General features: G+C 71.7%; 22 protein-coding genes. 14 read left to right on the top strand and 8 right to left on the bottom strand.

Features of this window, described 5'->3' with window-relative positions; genetic code table 11:
- Positions 1 to 121: 121 nt before the first annotated feature.
- The 9 genes from ACH4RG_RS34175 (at position 122) to ACH4RG_RS34135 (ending at position 7,725) form a co-directional block, all read left to right on the top strand.
- Positions 122 to 907, top strand: a complete 786-nt coding sequence (locus ACH4RG_RS34175; protein WP_003965810.1) for an amino acid ABC transporter ATP-binding protein — start codon at positions 122 to 124, stop codon at positions 905 to 907.
- Between the two features lie 32 nt (positions 908 to 939).
- On the top strand, positions 940 to 1,863 hold the full coding sequence (locus ACH4RG_RS34170; RefSeq protein WP_397925304.1) for a glutamate ABC transporter substrate-binding protein: 924 nt from the start codon (positions 940 to 942) through the stop codon (positions 1,861 to 1,863).
- 193 nt (positions 1,864 to 2,056) lie between these two features.
- Positions 2,057 to 2,704 carry an amino acid ABC transporter permease gene (locus ACH4RG_RS34165; RefSeq protein ID WP_007458744.1) on the top strand — a complete coding sequence of 216 codons (648 nt, stop codon included), beginning with the start codon at positions 2,057 to 2,059 and terminating at the stop codon, positions 2,702 to 2,704.
- Entirely contained in the window at positions 2,701 to 3,642 is a 942-nt protein-coding gene (locus ACH4RG_RS34160; protein ID WP_397925302.1) for an amino acid ABC transporter permease, read from the top strand. Before ACH4RG_RS34165 ends, ACH4RG_RS34160 begins: the two co-directional genes overlap by 4 nt.
- A gap of 177 nt (positions 3,643 to 3,819) precedes the next feature.
- Positions 3,820 to 5,523, top strand: coding sequence for an FAD-dependent monooxygenase (locus ACH4RG_RS34155; RefSeq protein WP_398540725.1), 1,704 nt, complete (start codon positions 3,820 to 3,822; stop codon positions 5,521 to 5,523).
- Between the two features lie 40 nt (positions 5,524 to 5,563).
- Positions 5,564 to 5,650 carry a putative leader peptide gene (locus ACH4RG_RS34150; RefSeq protein WP_311605579.1) on the top strand — a complete coding sequence of 29 codons (87 nt, stop codon included), beginning with the start codon at positions 5,564 to 5,566 and terminating at the stop codon, positions 5,648 to 5,650.
- 73 nt (positions 5,651 to 5,723) lie between these two features.
- Positions 5,724 to 6,305: a cysteine dioxygenase gene (locus tag ACH4RG_RS34145; RefSeq protein WP_398540724.1), complete on the top strand. Its 582-nt coding sequence runs from the start codon at positions 5,724 to 5,726 to the stop codon at positions 6,303 to 6,305.
- Positions 6,302 to 6,748 (top strand): rhodanese-like domain-containing protein, encoded by a 447-nt coding sequence (locus tag ACH4RG_RS34140; RefSeq protein ID WP_398540723.1) that lies wholly within the window; start codon positions 6,302 to 6,304, stop codon positions 6,746 to 6,748. Before ACH4RG_RS34145 ends, ACH4RG_RS34140 begins: the two co-directional genes overlap by 4 nt.
- Positions 6,749 to 7,032: 284 nt before the next feature.
- Positions 7,033 to 7,725 carry a hypothetical protein gene (locus ACH4RG_RS34135; RefSeq protein WP_398540722.1) on the top strand — a complete coding sequence of 231 codons (693 nt, stop codon included), beginning with the start codon at positions 7,033 to 7,035 and terminating at the stop codon, positions 7,723 to 7,725.
- A gap of 210 nt (positions 7,726 to 7,935) precedes the next feature.
- Here the strand turns inward: ACH4RG_RS34135 and recX are convergent, their stop codons facing one another.
- Together recX and recA are read right to left on the bottom strand one after the other, a co-directional pair.
- The gene (gene recX / locus ACH4RG_RS34130) at positions 7,936 to 8,664 is read right to left on the bottom strand and encodes a recombination regulator RecX (RefSeq protein ID WP_397925292.1); all 729 of its coding nucleotides are present in this window, start codon (positions 8,662 to 8,664) and stop codon (positions 7,936 to 7,938) included.
- Positions 8,665 to 8,667: 3 nt separating this feature from the next.
- The gene (recA, locus tag ACH4RG_RS34125; RefSeq protein WP_018961830.1) at positions 8,668 to 9,807 is read right to left on the bottom strand and encodes a recombinase RecA; all 1,140 of its coding nucleotides are present in this window, start codon (positions 9,805 to 9,807) and stop codon (positions 8,668 to 8,670) included.
- A gap of 346 nt (positions 9,808 to 10,153) precedes the next feature.
- Between recA and ACH4RG_RS34120 the strand changes: the two genes are divergently transcribed.
- Positions 10,154 to 11,038, top strand: coding sequence for an SDR family oxidoreductase (locus ACH4RG_RS34120; protein WP_398540763.1), 885 nt, complete (start codon positions 10,154 to 10,156; stop codon positions 11,036 to 11,038).
- A 22-nt stretch (positions 11,039 to 11,060) separates the two neighbouring features.
- On the opposite strand, the gene ACH4RG_RS34115 is transcribed toward ACH4RG_RS34120, so the two are convergent.
- Positions 11,061 to 12,176 carry an AI-2E family transporter gene (locus ACH4RG_RS34115; RefSeq protein WP_397925507.1) on the bottom strand — a complete coding sequence of 372 codons (1,116 nt, stop codon included), beginning with the start codon at positions 12,174 to 12,176 and terminating at the stop codon, positions 11,061 to 11,063.
- A gap of 226 nt (positions 12,177 to 12,402) precedes the next feature.
- Entirely contained in the window at positions 12,403 to 12,597 is a 195-nt protein-coding gene (locus tag ACH4RG_RS34110) for a DUF3046 domain-containing protein (RefSeq protein ID WP_003965827.1), read from the bottom strand.
- A gap of 79 nt (positions 12,598 to 12,676) precedes the next feature.
- On the opposite strand from ACH4RG_RS34110, the gene ACH4RG_RS34105 reads away from it, so the two are divergent.
- Entirely contained in the window at positions 12,677 to 13,591 is a 915-nt protein-coding gene (locus ACH4RG_RS34105) for a hypothetical protein (RefSeq protein WP_397925288.1), read from the top strand.
- A 61-nt stretch (positions 13,592 to 13,652) separates the two neighbouring features.
- Here the strand turns inward: ACH4RG_RS34105 and ACH4RG_RS34100 are convergent, their stop codons facing one another.
- From ACH4RG_RS34100 to ACH4RG_RS34090, 3 genes are all read right to left on the bottom strand, one after another.
- Positions 13,653 to 13,958 carry an AzlD domain-containing protein gene (locus ACH4RG_RS34100; protein ID WP_003965829.1) on the bottom strand — a complete coding sequence of 102 codons (306 nt, stop codon included), beginning with the start codon at positions 13,956 to 13,958 and terminating at the stop codon, positions 13,653 to 13,655.
- Positions 13,955 to 14,797 (bottom strand): AzlC family ABC transporter permease, encoded by an 843-nt coding sequence (locus tag ACH4RG_RS34095; RefSeq protein WP_397932745.1) that lies wholly within the window; start codon positions 14,795 to 14,797, stop codon positions 13,955 to 13,957. Before ACH4RG_RS34095 ends, ACH4RG_RS34100 begins: the two co-directional genes overlap by 4 nt.
- 163 nt (positions 14,798 to 14,960) lie before the next feature.
- Positions 14,961 to 15,809: an AraC family transcriptional regulator gene (locus ACH4RG_RS34090; RefSeq protein WP_397932747.1), complete on the bottom strand. Its 849-nt coding sequence runs from the start codon at positions 15,807 to 15,809 to the stop codon at positions 14,961 to 14,963.
- Positions 15,810 to 15,911: 102 nt separating this feature from the next.
- On the opposite strand from ACH4RG_RS34090, the gene ACH4RG_RS34085 reads away from it, so the two are divergent.
- From ACH4RG_RS34085 to ACH4RG_RS34075, 3 genes are all read left to right on the top strand, one after another.
- Complete coding sequence (locus ACH4RG_RS34085; protein ID WP_397925282.1) at positions 15,912 to 20,597, top strand: DEAD/DEAH box helicase; 4,686 nt, start codon at positions 15,912 to 15,914, stop codon at positions 20,595 to 20,597.
- A 200-nt stretch (positions 20,598 to 20,797) separates the two neighbouring features.
- A complete protein-coding gene (locus ACH4RG_RS34080) occupies positions 20,798 to 21,688 on the top strand; it encodes an Fpg/Nei family DNA glycosylase (RefSeq protein WP_397925280.1) in 891 nt (296 codons plus the stop codon).
- Positions 21,689 to 21,739: 51 nt separating this feature from the next.
- On the top strand, positions 21,740 to 22,504 hold the full coding sequence (locus ACH4RG_RS34075; RefSeq protein ID WP_398540721.1) for an SDR family NAD(P)-dependent oxidoreductase: 765 nt from the start codon (positions 21,740 to 21,742) through the stop codon (positions 22,502 to 22,504).
- Here ACH4RG_RS34075 and ACH4RG_RS34070 read toward each other — a convergent pair.
- Entirely contained in the window at positions 22,452 to 22,775 is a 324-nt protein-coding gene (locus ACH4RG_RS34070; protein ID WP_398163428.1) for a hypothetical protein, read from the bottom strand. The genes ACH4RG_RS34075 and ACH4RG_RS34070 overlap by 53 nt on opposite strands.
- Positions 22,776 to 22,900 lie beyond the last annotated feature (125 nt).

Raw genomic sequence — 22,900 nt, 5'->3', positions numbered from 1 at the left:
CACGCGGAGTGTCCGGTTGCCGCCGGATCGTTATGCTCAATTTCCGCTCAGATGTAATGACGTTGGTAGCACTGCGTCATTACTGTCCTTGTTCAACCGAGGAGGACGGAGCAAGAAGCCGATGAGCGGAGTTTCAGTGACCAAGGACGCCGAGGGTGCCGCGCCCGCGGCGAACGACCTGGTCGTACTGAGCAACGTCAACAAGCACTTCGGCGCGCTGCATGTGCTCCAGGACATCGACCTGACCATCGCCCGTGGCGAGGTCGTGGTCGTCATCGGGCCTTCCGGGTCCGGCAAGTCCACGCTGTGCCGCACGATCAACCGCTTGGAGACGGTCGATTCGGGAGCGATCTCGATCGACGGCAAGCCCCTGCCCCAGGAGGGCAAGGAGCTGGCCAGGCTGCGTGCCGACGTGGGCATGGTCTTCCAGTCGTTCAATCTCTTCGCACACAAGACGGTGCTGGAGAACGTCATGCTGGGCCAGGTCAAGGTCCGCAAGGCCGACAAGAAGGCGGCGGAGGAGAAGGCCCGGACCCTGCTCGACCGGGTGGGCGTCGGCGTACAGGCCGACAAGTACCCGGCGCAGCTCTCCGGTGGCCAGCAGCAACGCGTCGCGATCGCACGGGCGTTGGCGATGGACCCGAAGGTCATGCTCTTCGACGAGCCCACGTCGGCGCTCGACCCGGAGATGATCAACGAGGTCCTGGAGGTCATGCAGCAGCTGGCCCGGGACGGGATGACGATGATCGTCGTCACCCACGAGATGGGCTTCGCCCGTTCCGCCGCCAACCGCGTCGTGTTCATGGCCGACGGGAAGATCGTCGAAGAGGCGACCCCCGACCAGTTCTTCAGCAACCCGCGCAGCGACCGGGCCAAGGACTTCCTGTCGAAGATCCTTCACCACTGACGACAACGACCCACGACCTAAGGATTGCTCACATGAAGCTCCGTCAGTCCGCCGCCGTCGCGGCCATCGCCGTCCTCGCCCTGACCGCCACCGCCTGCGGCGGCAAGGAGGGCTCCGCGGGCGACAAGCCGGGCGGCACGAAGCCCGGTTCCTCCGAGGCCCCCGCACTGCCCACGTACACCGCGGCCAAGGACGTCGCCCTGGACTCCCCGGTCTTCAAGAAGGCCAAGGAGCGCGGCAAGCTCGTCATCGGCGCCAAGGCCGACCAGCCTTACCTCGGCTTCGAGGACCAGTCGACGAAGGAGCGCTCGGGCTTCGACATCGAGATCGCCAAGATGGTCGCGGCCGACCTCGGCTTCTCCGACAAGCAGATCGAGTGGAAGACCGTCGACTCCGGCGTCCGTGAGACGGCCATCTCCAAGGGCCAGGTCGACTACTACGTCGGTACGTACACGATCAACGACGAGCGCAAGAAGCAGGTCGGCTTCGCCGGGCCGTACTACAAGGCCGGCGCGGACCTCCTGGTGCGCGAGGACGAGAAGTCGATCACCGGCAAGGACGCGGTGAAGGGCAAGAAGGTCTGCTCGATCGTCGGCTCCACGCCGCTCCAGGAGATCAAGAAGCCCGAGTACGGCGCGAGCGTCGTCGAGCTGGCCAAGTACTCCGACTGCGTGCAGCAGCTGCTGACCAAGCAGGTCGACGCCGTCACCACGGACGACTCGATCCTCAAGGGCTACGCGGCCGCCAACTCCGGCAAGCTCAAGGTCGTCGGCGACCCGTTCACCGACGAGCCCTACGGCGTCGGCCTGAACAAGGACGACAAGGTGCTCCGCGAGGCCATCAGCAAGTCGCTGGAGGAGCGCGTCAAGGACGGCACGTACAAGAAGATCTACGAGGCCACGCTGGGCCTGTCCGGTTCGGACTACGTCGAGCCGCCGGCCATCGAGCGCTACTGACGCCGTCGGCCCCCGGACCGCGGGCTCCGGCCCGCCGTCCGAGAGCCGGCACCCCGTGTCAACCCCCACGACGCCCCGCGAGTGACCCAGGCGTCCCGTACGCCACCGCCGTCCCGGTGTTCCCGGGGGCAGCGGGCGTACGGGGCGCCCCTTCCCCTGCCCTGATGCCGCTGACCGCCGACGCGGAGACCTCATGAACGTACTGCTCGACAATTTTCCAGAGTTCCGCGACGGCTTCATAGGAACCGTGTCGATCACCGCCGTCAGCTCGGTTATCGCCCTGGTCCTCGGTGTGTTGATCGCCGGATTCCGGGTCTCGCCGGTGCCGCCGCTGCGGTACTTCGGCACCGCCTGGGTGACGCTGATGCGCAACACCCCGCTGACGCTGCTCTTCCTGATCTTCTTCTTCGTCGTGCCCGAGATTCTCTTCCCGGGGATGAGCCCGTTCGTGCTCGGCTCGCTGGCGCTCGGCTTCTACACCTCCTCGTTCGTGTGCGAGGCGGTCCGCTCCGGCATCAACACCGTGCCGCTGGGCCAGGCGGAGGCCGCGCGCTCCATCGGCATGACGTTCGCCCAGACGCTGCAGATCGTGGTGCTCCCGCAGGCGACCCGGACCGTGATCCCGCCGCTGAGCAGCATCTTCATCGCGCTGACGAAGAACTCCGCGATCGCCGGCGCCTTCAGCGTCGCCGAGCTGTTCGGCTGGCAGAAGCTGATGAGCGACAAGGGCTACGACATCGTCCCCGTCTTCATCTGGGTGGCCATCGGCTACCTGATCGTCACGTTTACCATCAGCGGCCTCTTCCGGCTGCTGGAGCGTCGCATGGAGGTCGCCCGATGAGCGCCAGCGTTCTCTACGACGCCCCGGGTCCCAAGGCCGTCGTCCGCAACCGGATCTACGCGGTCGTCGGCAGCCTCGCCATCGCGGCGCTGATCGCGATCAGCATCATGCGGCTCGCCGACAAGGGGCACCTCGCCCCCGCGATGTGGGACATCTTCAACTACACGGGCATCCGGCAGAACATCGCCGACGCCCTGCTCGCCACGCTCAAGGCGTTCGGTCTCGCCGCGGTCGGCTCGCTGGTCCTCGGCGTGGTGCTGGTGGTGGGCCGGCTCTCCGACCACAAGCCGGTCCGCTGGGCGGCGACCACCTTCATCGAGCTGTTCCGCTCGCTCCCGCTGCTGATCACCATCTACGCCATCTGGGTCGGCTTCCTCACCGACCACTCGATGTGGGCGCTGGCCGCGGGTCTGTCCGTCTACAACGGCTGCGTCCAGGCCGAGGTGCTGCGGGCCGGCATCAACTCGGTGCCCAAGGGCCAGAGCGAGGCCGCGTACGCGCTCGGCATGAGCAAGACGCAGGTCATGGTCAGCGTCCTGATGCCGCAGGCCGTCCGGTCGATGCTGCCGACGATCATCGGGCAGCTCGTGGTGACCCTCAAGGACACCTCGCTCGGCTTCATCATCCTGTACCCGGAGCTGCTCCAGACCGCGCGGCTGATCGCCTCCAACACGCAGGTGAACGGCCAGTACCCGTACGTCTCGACGATCGTCGTCATCGGCACGCTCTACATCGCGATGTGCCTGCTGCTCTCGGCGCTGGCGACGTGGATCGAGAAGCGCGGCCGCCGCGCCAGGACCGGCATCAAGGTGGCGCCCGGCGCCCCGGCCGCCGGCATCCCGGCGGTGGAGGCCGTTCCCGGCCCGGTCGCGGGGGGCGCAGGGGGCGCAGGCCCGGCGGCCGACGGTACCGGTGGGGCCGGTGTGACGAAGGACTGACCGTCCCCGGGCCCTTCCCGGCCCTGACGAGCAGGAGCATTCGAGGCAGCGGCGCACGCGTCGCTGCCTCGGTCACTTGACGCAAGCACCACCAGTGGGTTGCATACGTTCTGTGATCACGCACCCGGCTTCCTATGCCACGTTCCGCATGACCGTACGGGCCGGAGGGTACGAGCCGTGGACCCGGTGATCGTCGTCGGCGCCGGGCCCGTCGGGCTGACGCTGTCGCTGGCCCTCGCCGCCCGGGGCGTCCCCTCGGTCGTTCTCGACGAGGGCCCCGGCGCGGAGGAGCCCCGCCCCGCCCGCACGGTCGTGCTGCGTGAGGACACCGCCGATCTGATGGGCCGCCTCGGCTGCCGGGAGCTGGACCGGGCCGGGCTGCGCTGGTCCGGATGGCGTTCGATGCGCCGCAAGCAGCTCGTCCGGAACGTGCCGCTGAGCGGGGGTGATGGCGATCCGGACGAGGCCCCGCTCACCGGGCTCCTTCCCGCGCCCCTCCATGTTCCGCAGCACGCGCTGAGCGCCGCGCTGCGCGCGGCGGCGGACAAGGCACCGCTGGTCCAGCGGGTGCCGCTGAGCCGGATCGACACGCTGGAGCAGGACCCCGACGGCATCACGGTGCACACGAGGGAACCGGGATCGACCTGGTGGCGCGGGAGCTATCTGGTCGGCTGCGACGGCGCACGGTCGACCGTGCGCAAGCTGCTGGACATCCGGTTCCCCGGCCGTACGGCGGTGGAGCGGCATGCCGTAGCCGCGCTCCGGGCCGAGCTGCCCTGGCCCGGCGAGGCTGTCCTGCACCGGCAGCCTCCCTGGCGGACCGGGGGCGCCGAGGTCTCCGCCCGGCCGCTGCCGGACGGCGTCTGGCGGCTCGACTGGCTGCTGCCGCCGCGTGGCGAACTGGTCACCCCCGAAGCTCTGATCACCCGTGTCCGGGACACGCTGGCCGGCTGGTGCGGCGAGACCCCGGCGTACGAACTGCTGGACACCGGCGTCCACACGCTCCACCACCGGCTCGCCCGGCGGTGGCGCAAGCAGCGGGCCTTCCTGGCGGGCGACGCGGCGCACCTGCTGGGCGCCGTGGGCACGCAGGGACTGGACGAGGGGATCCGGGACGCCGAGAACCTGGCCTGGAAGCTGGCCCACGCGTGGCACCACGGTCCGGCCGAGCACCTCCTCGACAGTTACCACGCGGAGCGCCGGGCGGCGGTGGCCTCGCGGCTGCGCGCCGCCGACCAGTCGCTGCCCATACTCCGCGGCGGAGGCGGTCTGCGGACTCTGGTCCCGGGCGCCGCACGTGGTCACGACACCCTGCTCTCCGACGGCCATCTGGGCTGCGGAGCGCTGGGTGCGCCCCCTTCGTACTCACACTCCCCCCTTGCGCCACCGCACACGGAGGCGCACGCCGTCGTCGGTACGCCCCCCGGTGCGCCGGTCGTCGATGTGACGGTGACCGTGCCGGACGGAACGACTGGGCGCCTGCGGGAGCGGCTCGGGAAGGGCCATCAGCTGGTGGTCCTGGTCGCGCCGGGGACCGGAGTCTGGGACCGGCGGCACTGGCGGACCGCGGGCGTCATGCCCCGTCTCACTGACGCCGTGGCGGCACTACCCGGGTCGACGGAACTGCTGGTCACCGAGAACTATCCGGGAGCATCGGCGCACACGGTCCTGCTGGTGAGGCCGGACGGGCACCTGGTGGCCGCCTTCGGCGGCGTACGGCCCGCGGAGCTGCTCACCGCGGCACGGGCCGCTCTGGGCGGTGCGCCCCGTGAACCTCGGGAGCCCGTGGAACCCGGCGAGGGCGGGGACGAACAAGACACGGGGCGCGAACCGCTGCCCCGGGCACCGGTCCACGCCGACGGGACCGCCGGTCCCCATTGATCGATTGACCGGCACGGGCGCGCGTGGTGTACTCCAGATCATGACCGACACCGATGTGCGCCTGTGGCGGAGGGTCCATATGGACCTCGTCCGTTACGCGGGCTGCGTGTGTCGCCCGTCCTGCTGACTCGCCTCCCTCCACCGGTGCGTGCCGCATTGCGCACGGCCGGAACCCCGCGCGAACTCCCAGGACGGTCCTCGTGTCTTCCCCCAGCTCCGCCGTGCCCACGACTGCCACTGTTCCTTCCCCTTCCACCCCCATGGCCGGGGGCTCCGCAATCTCTACCGCCGCACCGACCGTCGCGGAGCTGATGGACTTCGTCCGCGGCGCCGCTCGGGACGAGGCGCTCATCGCCTCGCTCCCCCTCGATCCGGAGGGCCGCACCTGGATCCGGCTCGACGGACCGGGCGGCAGCGAAGCATGGCTCATCGGCTGGCCGCCGGGCACCGGCACGGGCTGGCACGACCACGCCGACTCGTTCGGCGCGTTCACCACCGCTGCCGGCGCCCTCAAGGAGCACTCGTTGGCCGTGCGGCTGCCCACCGACGGCTGGAAGACGCTGGAGCTGACGGACGGGGTGGACCGATCGCGGGATCTGGCGACCGGTCAGGGCAGGGCCTTCGGACAGAACCACGTCCATGAGGTCCTCAACGAGTCGGAGGTCGCCCACGCGGTCTCCGTCCACGCCTACTACCCGCCCCTGTCGCGGATCCGCCGGTTCAGCCGCACCGGTGCGGTGCTTCGCCTGGAGCAGACCGAGAGCCCGGAGGACTGGCAGTGAGCGAGGAGCGGAACACGGACCGGGGCGAGACCGTGCCGAACGCCCCGACGCCCGTGGGCATCGACGAACTGCTGGAGCGGGTCAGGGCCGACTACGACCGGATCGGCCCGCCCGAGGCTGCCGCGGCGGCGGAGGCCGGGGCCCTTCTCGCTGACATCCGGTACGCGGAGCTCCGCGCCCGGGACGGACTGATCCCGGGCGCGCTGGTCGTCGAACGCAACGAACTGGAGTGGCGGCTCGACCCCCGGGGCAGCCACCGTGCCGCCCAAGCGGTCAGCCACGACCTACGGATCATCGTCATCTGCGACGAGGGGTACGCCTCCAGCCTCGCGGTCGCCTCGCTGCGGCAGCTGGGCCTGCACCGGGCCACCGACCTGATCGGCGGCTTCCAGGCGTGGCGCGGCGCGGGCCTTCCGGTCATCTCCGCCGCCCCCTCCACGTGAAACCCGGGAGCTGATGCCCGGGAACTGATGCCCGGAGCCGCGCCCGGGCTCAGGTGCCGGGCATGCCACCGGGATCTGCCATCCGGCGCCCGCCACCTGAGCTCAGGTGGCGGGCGTCAGGCGTCAGGAGACAGGCGTCAAGCATCGACTCTGTTCGGTGCGGGGGTCAGCCGGATCCGTTCGGGTGCCACACACCCGAACGCCACGTTCCACTAGAGCAATCGCCGTGCGTGACCGACATTCACCTCACACAGAGGACCGAAATGTACGGAGATGACGCATTCATGGCGACCGCTCTCCTCACCCCCGACCAGCTCGACGGCCAGGCTTCCCGGCTGCACGACACCCAGGCGTGGCAGCAGATCGTCACAGGCTGGGAGCGCACGGTTCCCGAGCCTTTCGAGCCCGTGCCTACTCCGGCGGAGCCGACGTCCGCACGGCCCGCGGAACCCGCGGAACCCGCGGAACCCGCGGAACCCGCGGAACCCGCGCCCACAGAGCCCTTCGACTGGCGAACCCTGCTGTCCGTGCCCGTGGACCGGCTCGTCGACGACACTCTGCGAACACTGCCGGTCGCACCTCCGCACGAGCGCCCGCTGCCCGGGAGGCTGGGCGCGATGCTGCCCGACCGCGTCCACCTCTGGCGGCGGGTCGGGCAGAGCGACCTCCGCCCGTCGACCCATCTCGGCTACGCACGGCAGATCCTGGCCGAGTGGGGCTGGCAGAACACGCCGTACCGGCTGCGGAACACTCGTGGCGCACGCTGCGTCTGCGGCGCCCTCATCTCCGCGCACCGCCTCGGCTACGGCTCCCTCGACACCGTGGACCGGGCGGGCGCCTGGCTGATCACGGAGCTGCGCGCGCAGGGGTGGCCCGGACTGATCGGCCCCTGGAACCGCCATCCCGGCCGCACCGCAGCGGACGCCCTGGCACTCGTGGACGCCACCATCCGCCGCGCGTCCCTGGCGGGACAGTGACCATGGTCCCTGACCATCGGACGCGTGCCGTCGGGATGCACTGACCGCCGGCCATCGAAGGCGGCCGCCGGAAGCTGTTGACCACTGGCCGCCGGCGCCGGACGGCAGTCGGTCGACGGCGGACGGTCGATGGCGGACGGTCGATGGCGGTCGCCACTACTCCCTGGCCGGCCTCTGCCTCTTGGCCGCGAACGTCTCCGGCCCCCGTATTCAGAAAGGCTCGTCCATGCCTTCCGTGTCCTCGCCCTCCTCCTCCAGCGCCTGGCGCACCACCCGCAGGGCCATGCCTTCCCCGTATCCCTTGCGTGCGAGCATCCCCGCCAGGCGGCGCAGCCGCTTGTCCCGGTCCAGACCCCGCGTGGAGCGGAGCTTGCGGGCCACGAGCTCCCGCGCCGTCTCCTCCTCCTGATCCGGGTCGAGTCGACCGACCGCCTCGTCGATCACGGTGGAGTCCACGCCCTTCGTCCGCAGCTCACGGACGAGGGCACGGCGCGCGAGTCCCCGACCGTGGTGCCGGGACTCCACCCATGCGCCGGCGAACGCCGCGTCGTCGATCAGCCCGACGTCTTCGAAACGCGCGAGCACTTCCTCGGCCGCCTCATCCGGGATCTCCCGCTTGCGCAGGGCGTCCGCGAGCTGCTTGCGCGTTCGCGGCGTCCCGGTGAGGAGCCGCAGGCAGATGTTGCGCGCCTGCTCGACCGGGTCACGCGGCTCCCCGTTCTCGGCTCTCGACGAGGAAGGGGAGCCGCTGCTCCTGGTGCCGGAGCGGGCACGGCGGCCCGCCCCCTCGCCGAATCCGCTCCCGCCGCCCGCTCCACCGCGTGAGCGGCGCCCGGGCCGCGCCCCGACGCCCGCCTCCGGCTCGACGGGCCCGTAGTCGGTTTCGAGTTCGCCGCCGGGCTCGGCAGCGCCGCCCGGCCACTCCGTACGACGTGTCACGGCCTAGCTCTTGGCCGCCGCGGTCTTGGCCGGCTTGGCCTTGGCGGCCGCGGTGGTCGCCGGCTTCGCCGCCGCTTCGGCCGCCGGTGCTCCGGCCGCCGTCGCAGCGGCGTCCGCGGCAGGCTCGCCCGCATCGGCGTCCGGGCGGACACCGATCCCCAGCTTCTCCAGGATCTTCTTCTCGATCTCGTTGGCGAGGTCGGGGTTGTCCTTGAGGAAGTTGCGGGCGTTCTCCTTGCCCTGGCCGAGCTGATCGCCCTCGTACGTGTACCAGGCGCCGGCCTTGCGGACGAAGCCGTGGTCCACGCCCATGTCGATCAGACCGCCCTCGCGGCTGATCCCCTGGCCGTAGAGGATGTCGAACTCCGCCTGCTTGAACGGCGGGGCGACCTTGTTCTTGACGACCTTGACGCGGGTGCGGTTGCCGACGGCGTCGGTGCCGTCCTTGAGCGTCTCGATCCGGCGGATGTCGAGGCGCACCGATGCGTAGAACTTCAGCGCCCGGCCACCGGTGGTGGTCTCCGGGGAGCCGAACATCACACCGATCTTCTCGCGGAGCTGGTTGATGAAGATCGCGGTGGTCTTGGACTGGTTCAGCGCACTGGTGATCTTGCGGAGGGCCTGGCTCATCAGACGCGCCTGGAGACCCACGTGCGAGTCGCCCATCTCACCCTCGATCTCCGCACGGGGCACCAGGGCCGCCACGGAGTCGATGACGATCAGGTCCAGGGCGCCCGAGCGCACCAGCATGTCGACGATCTCCAGCGCCTGCTCACCGTTGTCCGGCTGGGACAGGATGAGGTTGTCGATGTCGACGCCGAGCTTCTTCGCGTACTCCGGGTCCAGCGCGTGCTCGGCGTCGATGAACGCCACCGAGCCGCCGAGCTTCTGCGCGTTCGCCACCGCGTGCAGCGTCAGCGTCGTCTTACCGGAGGACTCCGGCCCGTACACCTCCACCACACGGCCGCGCGGCAGACCACCGACGCCGAGGGCGACGTCGAGAGCGGTCGATCCGGTGGGGATGACCTCGATGGGCTCGTTCGGCCGCTCACCCAGGCGCATCACCGCGCCCTTGCCGAACTGCCGTTCAATCTGTGCGAGCGCGGCGTCCAGCGCCTTCTCGCGGTCGTTACCTGCTGCCATGGGTTCCACCCGATTTGCTTGAGTCGATCGCTTCACGTCTCAGACGCTAACCCCTGCCACTGACAACGGGCCTCGACGTCCTCCCGGCCTGTGGACAACTTCGCGGCCGGGCCCGGGAAAACCCGGCCGGAATCTCATCAGAATGGATGTTCGATTTTCCTGTCAAGCGCACCACGCGGCCCTTTGGTCGCCCCTTGACCGCAGCCCTTGACCGCAGCCCCTGGCGGAATGCAGCCGAACCTGCGCACCTGATCCTATCGCCCTATATTCAATCGATATGGGAGCGATTGCGGGGCCCGGTGCACCCGACGGAGGACAGGCCCCCGAATCCGATCTGGCCGGCCGCGTGGCACTCGTGGCCGGAGGCACCCGCGGGGCCGGGAGGGGCATCGCCGTCCAGCTCGGCGCCGCCGGGGCGACCGTGTATGTGACCGGCCGTACGAGCAGGTCCGAGCGGTCCGAGATGGACCGGCCCGAAACGATCGAGGAGACCGCGGCCCTGGTCGACACGGCGGGCGGGCGGGGCATCCCCGTCCAGGTCGATCACCTGGTTCCCGACCGGGTCAGGGCTCTGGTGGCCCGCATCGCGAGCGAACAGGGCGCCCTGCACATTCTGGTGAACGACATCTGGGGGGCCGAGATCGAGTGGGACAGGCCGGTGTGGGAGTCGTCGCTCGACACCGGGCTGCACACCCTGCGGCTGGCCGTCGACACCCATGCCATCACCAGTCACTTCGCGCTGCCGCTGCTGATCGAGACACCGGGCGGCCTGGTCGTCGAGATGACCGACGGGACGGACGAGTACAACGCGTCCCACTACCGCGTCTCGTTCTTCTACGACCTGGCCAAGGCCGCGGTGAACCGGATGGCCTTCGCCCTCGGCCATGAGCTCGCACCGCACCAGGCCACGGCCGTGGCGCTCACTCCGGGCTGGCTGCGCTCCGAGGCCATGCTCCAGGCCCACGGGGTGACCGAGACCACCTGGCGGGACGCCGTCGCGCACACGCCCCATTTCGCGATCTCCGAGTCCCCCGCGTACGTCGGCCGCGCTGTGGCCGCCCTCGCCGGCGACCCCGAGGTGGCCCGCTGGAACGGCAGGTCGCTCTCCAGCGGGCAGCTCGCCCAGGTGTACGGCTTCACCGATGTGGACGGGAGCCGGCCCGACGCCTGGCGGTATCTGACCGAGGTCCAGGACCCCGGTCTGCCGGCCGATGTGACGGGTTACCGCTGAGGCGGCCCATCACGACCGGCTGCTACCGCCGAGGCCACACCAGACGGCGTATCCGGGACGGCAACGGCCTCCCGGGCGCACGGCTGCTGCCCCCGTGCACACGTGGGTCGTCGGTGACGTCGTACCGCTTCACATAGGCGCCGAGGAACGCCTGGAGCGTGGCGACGGCGGGAATGGCGACCAGCGCTCCGACCGCCCCGAGCAGGGCCGTGCCGGCGATGACCGACCCGAAGGCGACCGCGGGATGGATGTCGACGGTCTTCGCGGTCAGCTTGGGCTGGAGCACGTAGTTCTCGAACTGCTGGTAGATCACGACGAACCCGAGCACGTAGAGCGCGTACCAGGGGTCGACCGTGAAGGCGATCAGCATGGGCAGGGCACCCGCGAGATACGTGCCGATGGTGGGGATGAACTGCGAGACGAGTCCGACCCAGACGGCGAGTGCCGGGGCGTAGGGCACCCCGAGGATCACCAGCAGGACGTAGTGCGCCACGCCGGAGATCAACGCCATCAGACCGCGCGAATAGATGTACCCGCCGGTCTTGTCGACCGCGATCTCCCAGGCGCGCAGCACCTCGACCTGCCGGGCCGGCGGCAGGACGGAGCACAGGGCACGGCGGAGCCGGGGACCGTCGGCCGCGAAGTAGAAGGAGAACAGGAAGATCGTCAACAGCCGGAACAGCCCGCCGAGCACCGTGGTGGAGACGTCGAGCACTCCGGTGGCGCTGTTCTGGACGTACTTCTGCAGCCAGTCGGAGTGCAGCAGGCTGTCCTGGACCTCGACCCGGGAGAGTTCGGTACGGAAGGTCTGGTTGACCCAGTTGATCACCGAGTCGATGTACTTGGGGAACTCGTCGACCATGTCGACGATCTGGCCCGCGAGCATCGACCCCAACAGCACCACGAATCCGACGCCGAAGATCATCACTGCGAGGAAGACGAGGAACGTGGCGAGCCCGCGGCGCATGCCGCGATCCGCCATCCGGCCGACCGCGGGCTCGATGGCGAGCGCGAGGAAGAACGCGATCAGCACGTTCGTCAGCAACCCGATGAGCTGGTAGAACGCCCAACTGCCGAGCTGGAAGCAGGCGTAGAGCGCCAGGGCCAGCACCATCGCACGCGGCAGCCAGCCGGGCATGCGGACCCCGCCTGCTCCGGAGGGCGGCGCAGGCGGTGCGGCCGGCGGGGTGGGCGGGGATGCGGACGGCTGGGCCGGGGCGGTCTCGTCTGTCGATGACACGGGGCAAGTCTGGCCTATGCCGTCGGCCACCGGTCCCCCGCCCCGAGCCGACCACTCCCCTCCGTCCCCGTTCCGTACCTGCCCGGAACGGGTCAGCGCTCGCCCGCCGGAACGCCCACCGGCTTCAGCGCCTGTCGGCCGGAACGTCCATGGCCGTACAGACCCCGCGCCAGACGTCCTTGGCGTCCCAGCCCGCGTCGAGCGCCTGGTGCACCGTGCGGCCGCCGAGTTCGGCCATCACATGGTCACGGGCGAAGGAGTCCGCGTACGCCGCACCGAAGTGGTCGGCCATCCGCTCCCAGAAAATCGTCAACCGCATGCCACCAGTATCCCGCTCCTGAGAGTGCAGCCGGTCCGCCGGGCATGTGCCGGACGCCTTTCCCCTCTACGGTCGGTCCATGGCTGGAACCGGAGCAAGCACCCTCGCGCGAGCCGAACAGTTCATCTGGCTCACGGCCCGCGTCCTCGAACAGCGGAGGTTCGCCCATGGCTTCCTGGAGGGGGATCCCGACGCCGTCGAAACGGCCCTCTCCGCCTATCAGAACGAGGACGGCGGCTACGGTCACGCGCTGGAACCCGATCTCCGGGGTCCGGTCAGCCAACCGCTGCACACCGCCCATGCGCTGAGTGTTCTGGATTCGATCGATCGCTGCGCCGGACAGCGCGTCGAACGGATCTGTCGTTTTCTGACCGATGTGTCCACCAAGGAAGGGGCGCTTCCCGCTCTGCTTCCTACACAGCGCGGGTATCCGGCGGCCCCGTTCATCCCCATCGTGGACGACCCTCCGGCGGAGCTGCTCGCGACCGGCCCGGTCGTCGGGCTGCTCCACGGCAATCAGGTGTGGCACGCCTGGCTGTTCCGGGCGACGGACTTCTGCTGGAGTGCCGTCGAGGCTCTGGAGCAGTCCCATCCTTACGAGATCGAGGCCGCCGTCGCCTTTCTGGACTGCGCCCCGGACCGGGCACGCGCCGAGGTGGTGGCCGACCGGCTCGGCCGCCTGGTGCGCGAACAACGGCTCGCGGTGCTCGATCCCTCCCGGCGGGCGGAGTACCCCGTGGCGACGGGCTACGCGCCGGGCGAGCACCACTTCCCGCACGACTACGCCCGTACGCCCGGGTCGCTGGCCCGCCGCTGGTTCACGGACGAGGAGCTGGAGCGCTCGCTCGACCACCTGGCCGCCGAGCAGCAGGACGACGGCGGATGGCCGGTGACCTGGCGCCAGTGGGCCCCGGGTACCGCACTGGAAGGACGCCCCCTGGTGACGCTCAGGGCCTTGGGGACGCTCCGCTCGTACGGTCGTCCGCTCGGCTGACCGCGTGTCCGGGGCGGCGGACTGATCGCTCCCGCGTTCGATTCTCGGGCGTTCGGCTCGCTCAGGCCAGCGCCCGGACTCCGGCCGTGACCAGGACTCCCGCGCCGACGACGACCAGGAAGGGAGCGCGGAGGACCAGGGCCAGTGCCGCTGCCCCGAGACCGGCGGCACGGGCGTCGAGGACGAGCTGCTGACCGTCGCCGAAGGTCTGCTGAGCGGTGAGAGCCGCCAGCAGCGCCACGGGCAGCAGGGCGGCCATGCGCTGGACCAGTGGTCGCTCCAGCACGCCCGCGGGCACCAGCAGGCCCAGGAGTTTGGCGAGGTAGCAGCCCGCCACGGTCAGTCCGATGGCGATCCAGACGTTCATGGGCGCCGCTCCTCCTTCTCCTGCTGTGCCGTCTTCTGCTGCCGGGTCGCCGCGCCGTCCTCGGGGCCCTCGGGGCTCGGCCCCCGTTTCGTCCGTCCCCTGAGGAAGAGGACGACGGGTGCCGCGAGCGCCGACAGCAGAACGGGTACGCCAGCCGGCAGAACGGGCAGCAGCGTCAGGGCCAGCAGGACGGCCAGCCCCGCGGTGACGCGTTCGACGGTGCTCTTGAGCATCGGCGCGAGCAGCGCGAGGAACACCGCGGGACTCGCCGCGTCCAGGCCCCACGCGTCGGTGTCGCCCAGCGCCTCGGCACCCAGGGCGCCCACCAGGGTGGTGAGGTTCCACAGCACGTACAGGGTGAGTCCGGTGACCGTGAAGCCGATGCGCGCGGCCCGCCGGGTGGGTTGGGGCAGGGTGACCGCGGTCGTCTCGTCGATGACCCAGTGGGCGGCGAAGGGCCGTACCGCGCGGGGAAGTGCGAGCAGTTGCGAGAGCCGTAGACCGTAGAACGCGTTCCGGACGCCCAGGAAGAACGCCCCGGCCGCCGCGGTGTAGGGGTTGCCACCCGCGGCCAGCGCGCCGACCAGGGCGAACTGCGAGGCGCCGGTGAAGACGAGGAGACTCAGGACGCAGGTCTGGAGCAGGCTGAGGCCGGAGCCCGCGGAGGTGACGCCGAAGGCGAAGCCGGAGAGCCCGACGGCGATGCCGACGCCGAGCGCGTCGCGCACGACGGCCGCGTCCGGCTTGTCCGGAAGGACCTCGGCCGGTCGGCCTGGCGGACCGGCCGCTGTGGCACCGGGCGCTCCGGTGCTCCCTGGGGGTGCTGTCTGTTCTGCCACGCCCGGAACGCTACGGGGATCGTCGGGGCCCGGTCTTGTACGTTCTTGCACACCCGTCGGCTGCGTTCCTTACACACCAGTCGGCGCTCTCCGCTCACGGAGAGACGCAATCTGCACACCTTGCGACATGTTCCGCACCATCACCGGTACGTTTCGTGCGCCCTCACCGTCCGGGCCGCAGCACTCCGCGCTCGCGCCGGTAGGCACCGGGCGGCACACCCACGATGCGGGTGAAGTGGCGATTGAGGTGCGGCTGATCCGTGAAGCCGACGGCGGTCGCGGCCTCAGCGGGCGCGACACCGGCGTCGAGCATGCGGCGGGCCCTGCGCACCCGGGCATTGGTGAGCCACGTGTGGGGTGGCATCCCGTACTCCTTCTTGAAAGCCCTCAGCAGCGCGAACGGACCGATGCCCAGCTCTGCGGCGAGCGCCTCCAGTGTGGGAGGGGCGGCCATGCGCTCCTCCAGCACGGCTCGGGCGCGCACGGCGTTCCGCGCACCCCCGGCGTGCGCGGCCAGTCCGGGCAATGAGCTGCCGTGCCGACCGAGGAGCCGGGTGACCAGGATCCGCAGCAGGCTGTCGGCCGCCAGCGCGTTGCCCTCCTCCGCCGCCCGGTGCACCTCGGTGATCAGGCGGGAGGCATGAGGGTCGGTCACCCGGGTCTCGGCGAAGCCGACCGTGCCACGCAGGGACGTCACCTCGGCCGCGATGTCGTTGACGACCCGGGTCGACGGGTAGAGCGTGGCGTACGCCCACCCCTCGGGCGCCCCGGAGCGGGCGGTGTGCGGCACCTCCGGGTTGATCATGACGACGGTTCCGGGGATCGCGTGGACCGTGCCGCCCGGCAGGCCCACGTCCTCCACCCCACCGGTGACGGCGCCGAAGACATAGCCTTCGTGGCTGTGCCGGGAGAAGGTGTGGCGCACGTACCGGGCGCGCAGCAGATCGAGGTCGGGCAGCGCGGCGAACTGCCAGTGCCGGGCCCATTCCTCCGTACCGTCCGCTCCCGTCATGGGGCCATTCTCGCAGGTCCCGGTCGTGCGCCACCGGCTGAGCGGGCCATCGCGGGCGGTGTCACCAGCCCGTTGTCAGTGCCGGGGTGCACGATGGGGAGCATGACCGGATCCGCGCTCGACGCGTTCTCGCCCGCGACCCGCAGTTGGTTCGCCGGAGCTTTCAGCGCGCCCACCGCCGCGCAGGAGGGCGCCTGGCGGGCCATCGGCGAGGGCAGCGACGTCCTGGTCGTCGCGCCGACCGGTTCCGGTAAGACGCTGGCCGCGTTCCTCGCGTCGCTGGACCGGCTGGCGGCCGAGCCGCCGCCCGCCGATGCGAAGAAGCGCTGCCGCGTGCTGTACGTGTCCCCGCTCAAGGCCCTCGCGGTCGACGTCGAACGCAACCTCCGCTCGCCGCTGACCGGCATCCGCCAGGAGTCGGTCCGCCTGGGCCTGCCGGAGCCGGAGGTTCGGGTCGGCATCCGGTCCGGAGACACCCCGCCCGCCGAGCGGCGCTCCATGGTGACCAAGCCGCCGGACATCCTGATCACCACGCCCGAGTCGTTGTTCCTCATGCTGACGTCCTCCGCCCGGGACGCGCTGGCCGGCGTCGAGACGGTGATCCTCGACGAGGTGCACGCGGTCGCCGGCACGAAGCGCGGCGCCCATCTCGCCCTGTCCCTGGAGCGTCTCGACGAGCTGCTGCCGCGTCCCGCTCGCCGCATCGGCCTGTCCGCGACGGTGCGGCCGGTCGACGAGGTGGCCCGCTTCCTGTCGCCGCAGCGCAAGGTGGAGATCGTCCAGCCCCGGTCCACCAAGGAGTTCGACCTCTCGGTCGTCGTCCCCGTCGAGGACCTGGGCGAGCTGGGCGGCTCGCCCGCCACCGGCGGTGACTCCGGCCAGGCGGACAAACCCTCGATCTGGCCTCATGTCGAGGAGCGCATCGCCGATCTCGTGCAGTCGCACCGCTCCACCATCGTCTTCGCCAACTCCCGGCGGCTGGCGGAGCGGCTGTGCAACCGCTTGAACGAGATCGCGTACGAGCGGGCCACCGGCACCGCGTTCGACCCCGACGACCCGGCGCCCGTCCTCCCTGAGGCGCACGCCCCCGCCGAGATCATGGCCCAGTCCGGTACGGGCAGGGGCGCTCCCGCCCTGCTGGCCCGCGCCCACCACGGCTCGGTCTCCAAGGAGCAGCGGGCTCAGGTCGAGGAGGACCTCAAGGCTGGCCGGCTGCCCGCCGTGGTGGCCACCTCCAGCCTGGAGCTGGGCATCGACATGGGCGCGGTCGACCTGGTGATCCAGGTGGAGTCCCCGCCCTCCGTCGCCTCCGGCCTCCAGCGGGTGGGCCGGGCCGGACACCAGGTGGGAGCGGTCTCCACCGGAGTGGTCTTCCCGAAGTACCGCGGCGATCTGGTGCAGGCCGCCGTCGTCACCGAGCGGATGCGGACAGGGGCGATCGAGGCGCTGCGCATCCCGTCCAACCCGCTGGACGTCCTCGCCCAGCAGCTGGTCGCCATGGTGGCGCTGGACAGCTGGCAGGCGGACGACCTGCTGGCCCTGGTCCGCCGGGCGGCCCCGTTCGCCTCGCTCCCCGAGTCCGCGTTCACCGCCGTGCTCGACATGCTCGCCGGACGCTATCCCTCCGACGCCTTCGCGGAGCTGCGCCCCCGGGTCGTGTGGGACCGCGTCGGGGGCACGGTCACGGGCCGCCCCGGGGCGCAGCGGCTCGCCGTCACCTCGGGCGGCACCATTCCCGACCGAGGGCTCTTCGGAGTCTTCCTCGCCGGGGCCGACCCGAAGAAGGGCGGCGGCCGGGTCGGTGAGCTGGACGAGGAGATGGTCTACGAGTCCCGCGTGGGCGACGTCTTCACCCTGGGTACCACGTCCTGGCGGATCGAGGACATCACCCGGGACCGGGTCCTCGTCTCGCCCGCCCCGGGTGTTCCGGGCCGGCTGCCGTTCTGGAAGGGCGACCAGCTGGGCCGTCCCCTGGAGCTCGGGCGTGCCCTGGGAGCGTTCCTCCGGGAGATCGGCGGACTGTCCGAGGAGGACGCCCGGCTGCGCCTGCTGGCCGCGGGGCTCGACGCCTGGGCGGCGGACAACATCCTGGCCTATCTGGACGAGCAGCGCCGGGCCTGCGGCCACGTCCCGGACGACCGGACGATCCTGGTCGAGCGGTTCCGGGACGAGCTGGGCGACTGGCGGGTCGTCGTGCACTCCCCCTTCGGCGCCCAGGTGCACGCCCCCTGGGCGCTCGCGCTCTCCGCCCGCCTCGGTGAGCGCTACGGGATGGACGCCCAGGTGATGCACGCCGACGACGGAATCGTGCTGCGGTTGCCCGACGCGGACATGATGGGCCTGGACCTGCTCGATTTCGACGCCCCGGGGCCTCCGGAGACCGACCACGGCGGACCCGCGCCGGGAGCCGTGGCGTACGACAGCGACCAGCCCCCGGTGGCGGCCGCCGACGTCGTCTTCGACCAGGGCGAGGTCCAGCAGATCGTCACCGACCAGGTGGGCGGATCGGCCCTGTTCGCCGCCCGGTTCCGGGAGTGCGCCGCGCGCGCCCTGCTGCTGCCCCGGCGCTCCCCCGGCAAGCGCACCCCGCTCTGGCAGCAGCGCCAGCGGGCCTCCCAGCTGCTCCAGGTCGCCTCGGAGTTCGGCTCGTTCCCGATCGTCCTGGAGGCTGTCCGCGAATGCCTCCAGGACGTGTTCGACGTCCCCGGGCTCACGGAACTGATGGGCGACCTGGAGGCACGCCGGGTGCGGCTGGTCGAGGTGACCACCCAGGAGCCCTCGCCGTTCGCCCGCTCGCTCCTCTTCGGTTATGTGGCGCAGTTCCTGTACGAGGGAGACTCGCCCCTCGCCGAGCGGCGCGCCGCAGCCCTCTCCCTGGACTCCCATCTCCTCGCCGAGTTGCTCGGCCAGGCGGAGCTGCGCGAACTGCTCGACCCCGAGGTCCTCACCGAGCTGGAACGGGAGCTGCAGTGGCTCACCGATGACCGGCGGGTCAAGGACGTCGAGGGCGTCGCCGACCTGCTGCGCGTACTCGGTCCGCTCACCGACGCCGAGCTCGCCGAGCGGGGCTCCGAGCCGGCTTGGGCACCGGAGCTGGCGTCGGCCCGCCGGGCGATCCAGGTCCGGATCGCCGGGGCCGATCACTGGGCGGCGATCGAGGACGCCGGCCGGCTCCGCGACGCCCTGGGCACCGCGCTCCCGGTCGGCGTTCCCGAGGCGTTCACCGAGCCGGTGAAGGACCCGCTCGGCGACCTCCTCGCCCGCTTCGCCCGTACACACGGCCCGTTCACCGCCGCCAGGGCCGCTGAGCGCTTCGGGCTGGGCACCGCCGTCACCGACGGGGCGCTGCAACGTCTTTCGGCCTCCGGCAGAACCGTCCAGGGAGAATTCCACCCGGCGGGCATCGGCCAGGAATGGTGCGACGCCACGGTGCTGCGCCGGCTCCGCCGCCGTTCGCTGGCGGCGCTCCGCCAGGAGCTGGAGCCGGTGCCGCCCGCGGCCCTCGCCTCCTTCCTCCCCCAGTGGCAGCACTTCGGCTCCAGCGGTCTGCGGGGCATCGACGGGCTGGCCCGCGCCGTCGAGCAGCTTCAGGGCGCTCCCGTTCCCGCGTCGGCGCTCGAGAAGCTGATCCTGCCGAGCCGGGTCATGGGCTATGCCCCGGCGATGCTCGACGAGCTGACGACCACGGGCGAGGTCGTCTGGGCCGGGGCGGGAGCCCTGCCCGGCAAGGACGGCTGGGTCTCCCTCTACCTCGCCGACAGCGCGCCGCTGCTCCTGCCTCCGCCGCACCCGCTGGAGCTGTCGGCGCTCCACGAGTCCGTGCTCACGACGCTCTCCGGCGGGTACGGCCTCTTCTTCCGGCAGATCGCCGACCAGGTCCGGGCCACGACCCACCCGGACTGCGCGGACCAGCAGCTTGCCGACGCGCTGTGGGACCTGGCCTGGTCCGGGCGGCTCACCAACGACACCCTGGCCCCGCTGCGTTCGCTCCTGGGCTCGGGGCGGACGGCGGGCTCCACTGCCCACCGCTCCCGTCGCAGCGTCCCGCGCGGGCGCTACGGCTCGCTCACCGCCGCCGCCCGCCCCGCGTCCCGGACCGGCCCGCCGACCGTGTCGGGCCGCTGGTCCCTGCTGCCCCCGGCCGAACCGGAACCGACCCACCGCGCCCACGCCCTGGCCCGGACCCTCCTCGACCGGCACGGCGTGGTGACCCGCGGCGCGGTGCAGGCCGAAGGGGTGGAGGGCGGCTTCTCCGCGACGTACCGCATCCTGGCCGCCTTCGAGGACAACGGGCAGGCGCGGCGCGGCTACGTGGTCGAGGGGCTCGGGGCCGCCCAGTTCGCGATGGACGGCGCGGTGGACCGCCTGCGTGCGGCCTCAACGGCCCGCGACCGCCGGGATCCGGACTCCGCACCCCAGGCTCTGGTGCTGGCCGCGGCCGACCCGGCCAACGCGTACGGCGCCGCCCTGCCGTGGCCCGAGGCCCCGGACGGCGCCGGTCACAAGCCGGGCCGCAAGGCGGGGGCGCTGGTGGTCCTCGTCGACGGCGAGCTGACGCTCTACATGGAGCGGGGCGGGAAGACCCTCCTTGCGTGGCCGCCCGACCCCGAGGCCCCGGCCCTGCGGGCGGCGGCCGAGGCCCTGGCCGCCTCGGCCCGCGCCGGCGCCCTGGGTACGGTGACGGTGGAGCGGACGAACGGCGTCTCGTCCCTCACCTCGCCGCTGGGCCGGACGCTGGAGTCGGCCGGGTTCCTCGCCACTCCGAGAGGCCTGCGCCTGCGCGCCTGATCCGAGCTGCCGACGTTCCGAGGCGCCGCCCCCGCACGTCCCGGGCCCAGCGTCTCGACGGACAGCACCTCGACGGACAGCACCTCGACGGACGGCACCTCCCTCGTCGGCGACGCCACCGCCCTCCGGCCGCACGCCACCCGACCCGACGGTGGGCCGGCCCATCGCACGAACGCCCCGGCCCGGCCCATCATGGAGGCATGCCCGAAGGAGACACCGTCCTCCAGACCGCCGCCCGGCTCCACGAGGCGCTGGCCGGGCGGGTGCTGACCCGGTCGGACCTGCGCGTCCCCCGTTTCGCCACCGCCGACCTCTCCGGCCGGACCGTCCTGGACGTCACCGCCCGCGGCAAGCACCTGCTCACCCGCGTCGAGGGCGGCCTGACCCTGCACAGCCACCTCCGGATGGACGGCGCCTGGCGGGTGTACGCCCCGGACGAACGCTGGCGGGGCGGCCCGGGGCACCAGATCCGCGCGATCCTCGCCAACGCGGAGCACACCGCGGTCGGCTACCGGCTCCCGGTGCTGGAGCTGCTGCGCACCAGCGAGGAGGACCGGGCCGTGGGCCATCTGGGCCCTGATCTGCTGGGCCCCGACTGGGACCCCGGCCTGGCCCTGGACCGGCTGCTCGCCGCGCCGGAGCGCCCCCTCGGCGAGGCACTCCTGGACCAGCGCAATCTGGCGGGCATCGGCAACGTCTACAAGTGCGAGCTGTGCTTCCTGGCCCGCGTCACCCCTTGGCTCCCCGTGGGCGCCCTCCCCGACGGCGCGCTCCTCCGGCTCGTCACGCTCGCGGAGCGACTGCTGCACGCCAACCGCGACCGCCCCACCCGCACCACGACGATCACCGCCGAACTCCGCTCGCCACCGGGCCCGCCGAGCACGCCCGCCCCGATGCCCCCACCGAGCTCCCCGGCCACCACACCGACCCCGGCCCGCGCCCGTCCCCCCGTCCGCGTACGGGAGCGGCTGTACGTCTACGGGCGGGCTCGCCGCCCCTGTCTGCGCTGCGGAACCCCGATCCGTCTCACCGACCAGGACGACCGCCCCACCTACTGGTGTCCCGGTTGCCAATCGGGACCGACCCCATAGGGACCGACCGCCTAGTTGACGACCTGTCAGATGCGGTCTTACGGTCCCGTCATGCCTCTCTCCGCGTACGACCTCACGGGCCGCGCCGCGTTCGTCACCGGCGCGGCGAGCGGCATCGGTCGGGCGAGCGCACTGCTGCTCGCGGAGGCCGGGGCGACGGTGCACTGCGCGGACCGTGACGAGACGGGGCTGCGCCGGACGTACGACCTGATCACCGAAGCGGGCGGCAGCGCCCGGGCCCACCCCGTCGACGCCACCGACCGCGACCAGGTCCGTACGGCCGTCGGTGCGGCCGGGCATCTCGACGTCCTGGTCGCCGCGGCCGGGATCATGCACACCAGCAGCGTGCTGGAGACGGCGGACGAGGACCTGGACCGCGTGCTCGCCGTCAATTTCCGAGGGGTGCTGTACGCCTGCCAGGAAGTGGCCCGCTCCATGACCGCCCGCTCCGCCCCCGGCTCGCTGATCACGATGGCGTCCGGTGCGGTGGACTCCGCGAGCGCGGGCCTGCTCTGCTACAGCGTCGCGAAGGCCGCCGTGGTGCAGCTCACCAAGACGCTCGCCACGGAGCTGGGGCCTCACGCCGTACGGGTGAACGCCGTCGCACCCGGCTGGATCCGTACGCCCATGACCGACCGCCGCGACGCCTCGGGGCAGCACCGGGCGGAGGCGACGATGGCCCGGATCTCCCCGCTGGGCCGGGTCGGCGAACCGGAGGACGTCGCCCATACCGTGCTGCACCTGGCCTCGGACGCCTCGGCCTTCATGACCGGTCAGATTCTCCGGCCGAACGGCGGCGTCGCCATGCCTTGGTAGACCACCGCCGCCTCAACGAACCCAACGTCCCCGACGGCTCAAGCAGACCCGACCACTCCGACCGCGCCGACCGTCCCGACCGCCCGGACGGACCCACCGGGCTGACCGCCCCGTCCGTCGAGACATGGACCGGCAACAGGCTCAGCCCCCAGCCCCCCGCCGCCACCGCCCCCTCCACCAGCCCCGCCTGTTCCGGACGCAGCACCAGCCGGAGTACCGCCCACCACCACAGTCCGCCGAGAACCAGCGCCGGCACCCGTCGCCGTATCATCGCTGCCTCCCGCGGCCGACGTCCTTTCCGGCAGTTTCCCCTGGCAGTGGGCGTGGTGCATCCAGAACGCCCGGCCGAGGGGTCACCCACACAGGAGTGCCCCCGCCGAAACGGCGGGGGCACGG

This window comes from Streptomyces sp. NPDC021019 (genome assembly GCF_044333295.1).
Taxonomy (GTDB): Bacteria; Actinomycetota; Actinomycetes; order Streptomycetales; family Streptomycetaceae; genus Streptomyces.
Note: the sequence above shows the minus strand (reverse complement) of the source record. Positions and strands in the feature narration are given on the sequence as shown.

Bases quoted from the DNA above. Each gene is read 5' to 3' on its own strand.
- ACH4RG_RS34115 (WP_397925507.1), bottom strand. From the start codon at position 12,176: ATGCCCGGCTGGCTGCCGCGTGCGATGGTGCTGGCCCTGGCGCTCTAC.
- ACH4RG_RS34105 (WP_397925288.1), top strand. From the start codon at position 12,677: ATGGCTGGAACCGGAGCAAGCACCCTCGCGCGAGCCGAACAGTTCATC.
- ACH4RG_RS34110 (WP_003965827.1), bottom strand. From the start codon at position 12,597: ATGCGGTTGACGATTTTCTGGGAGCGGATGGCCGACCACTTCGGTGCG.
- ACH4RG_RS34080 (WP_397925280.1), top strand. From the start codon at position 20,798: ATGCCCGAAGGAGACACCGTCCTCCAGACCGCCGCCCGGCTCCACGAG.
- ACH4RG_RS34150 (WP_311605579.1), top strand. From the start codon at position 5,564: ATGACCGACACCGATGTGCGCCTGTGGCGGAGGGTCCATATGGACCTC.
- ACH4RG_RS34075 (WP_398540721.1), top strand. From the start codon at position 21,740: ATGCCTCTCTCCGCGTACGACCTCACGGGCCGCGCCGCGTTCGTCACC.
- ACH4RG_RS34100 (WP_003965829.1), bottom strand. From the start codon at position 13,958: ATGAACGTCTGGATCGCCATCGGACTGACCGTGGCGGGCTGCTACCTC.
- ACH4RG_RS34160 (WP_397925302.1), top strand. From the start codon at position 2,701: ATGAGCGCCAGCGTTCTCTACGACGCCCCGGGTCCCAAGGCCGTCGTC.
- ACH4RG_RS34165 (WP_007458744.1), top strand. From the start codon at position 2,057: ATGAACGTACTGCTCGACAATTTTCCAGAGTTCCGCGACGGCTTCATA.
- ACH4RG_RS34170 (WP_397925304.1), top strand. From the start codon at position 940: ATGAAGCTCCGTCAGTCCGCCGCCGTCGCGGCCATCGCCGTCCTCGCC.
- ACH4RG_RS34070 (WP_398163428.1), bottom strand. From the start codon at position 22,775: ATGATACGGCGACGGGTGCCGGCGCTGGTTCTCGGCGGACTGTGGTGG.
- ACH4RG_RS34085 (WP_397925282.1), top strand. From the start codon at position 15,912: ATGACCGGATCCGCGCTCGACGCGTTCTCGCCCGCGACCCGCAGTTGG.
- ACH4RG_RS34090 (WP_397932747.1), bottom strand. From the start codon at position 15,809: ATGACGGGAGCGGACGGTACGGAGGAATGGGCCCGGCACTGGCAGTTC.
- recA (WP_018961830.1), bottom strand. From the start codon at position 9,807: ATGGCAGCAGGTAACGACCGCGAGAAGGCGCTGGACGCCGCGCTCGCA.
- ACH4RG_RS34175 (WP_003965810.1), top strand. From the start codon at position 122: ATGAGCGGAGTTTCAGTGACCAAGGACGCCGAGGGTGCCGCGCCCGCG.
- ACH4RG_RS34135 (WP_398540722.1), top strand. From the start codon at position 7,033: ATGGCGACCGCTCTCCTCACCCCCGACCAGCTCGACGGCCAGGCTTCC.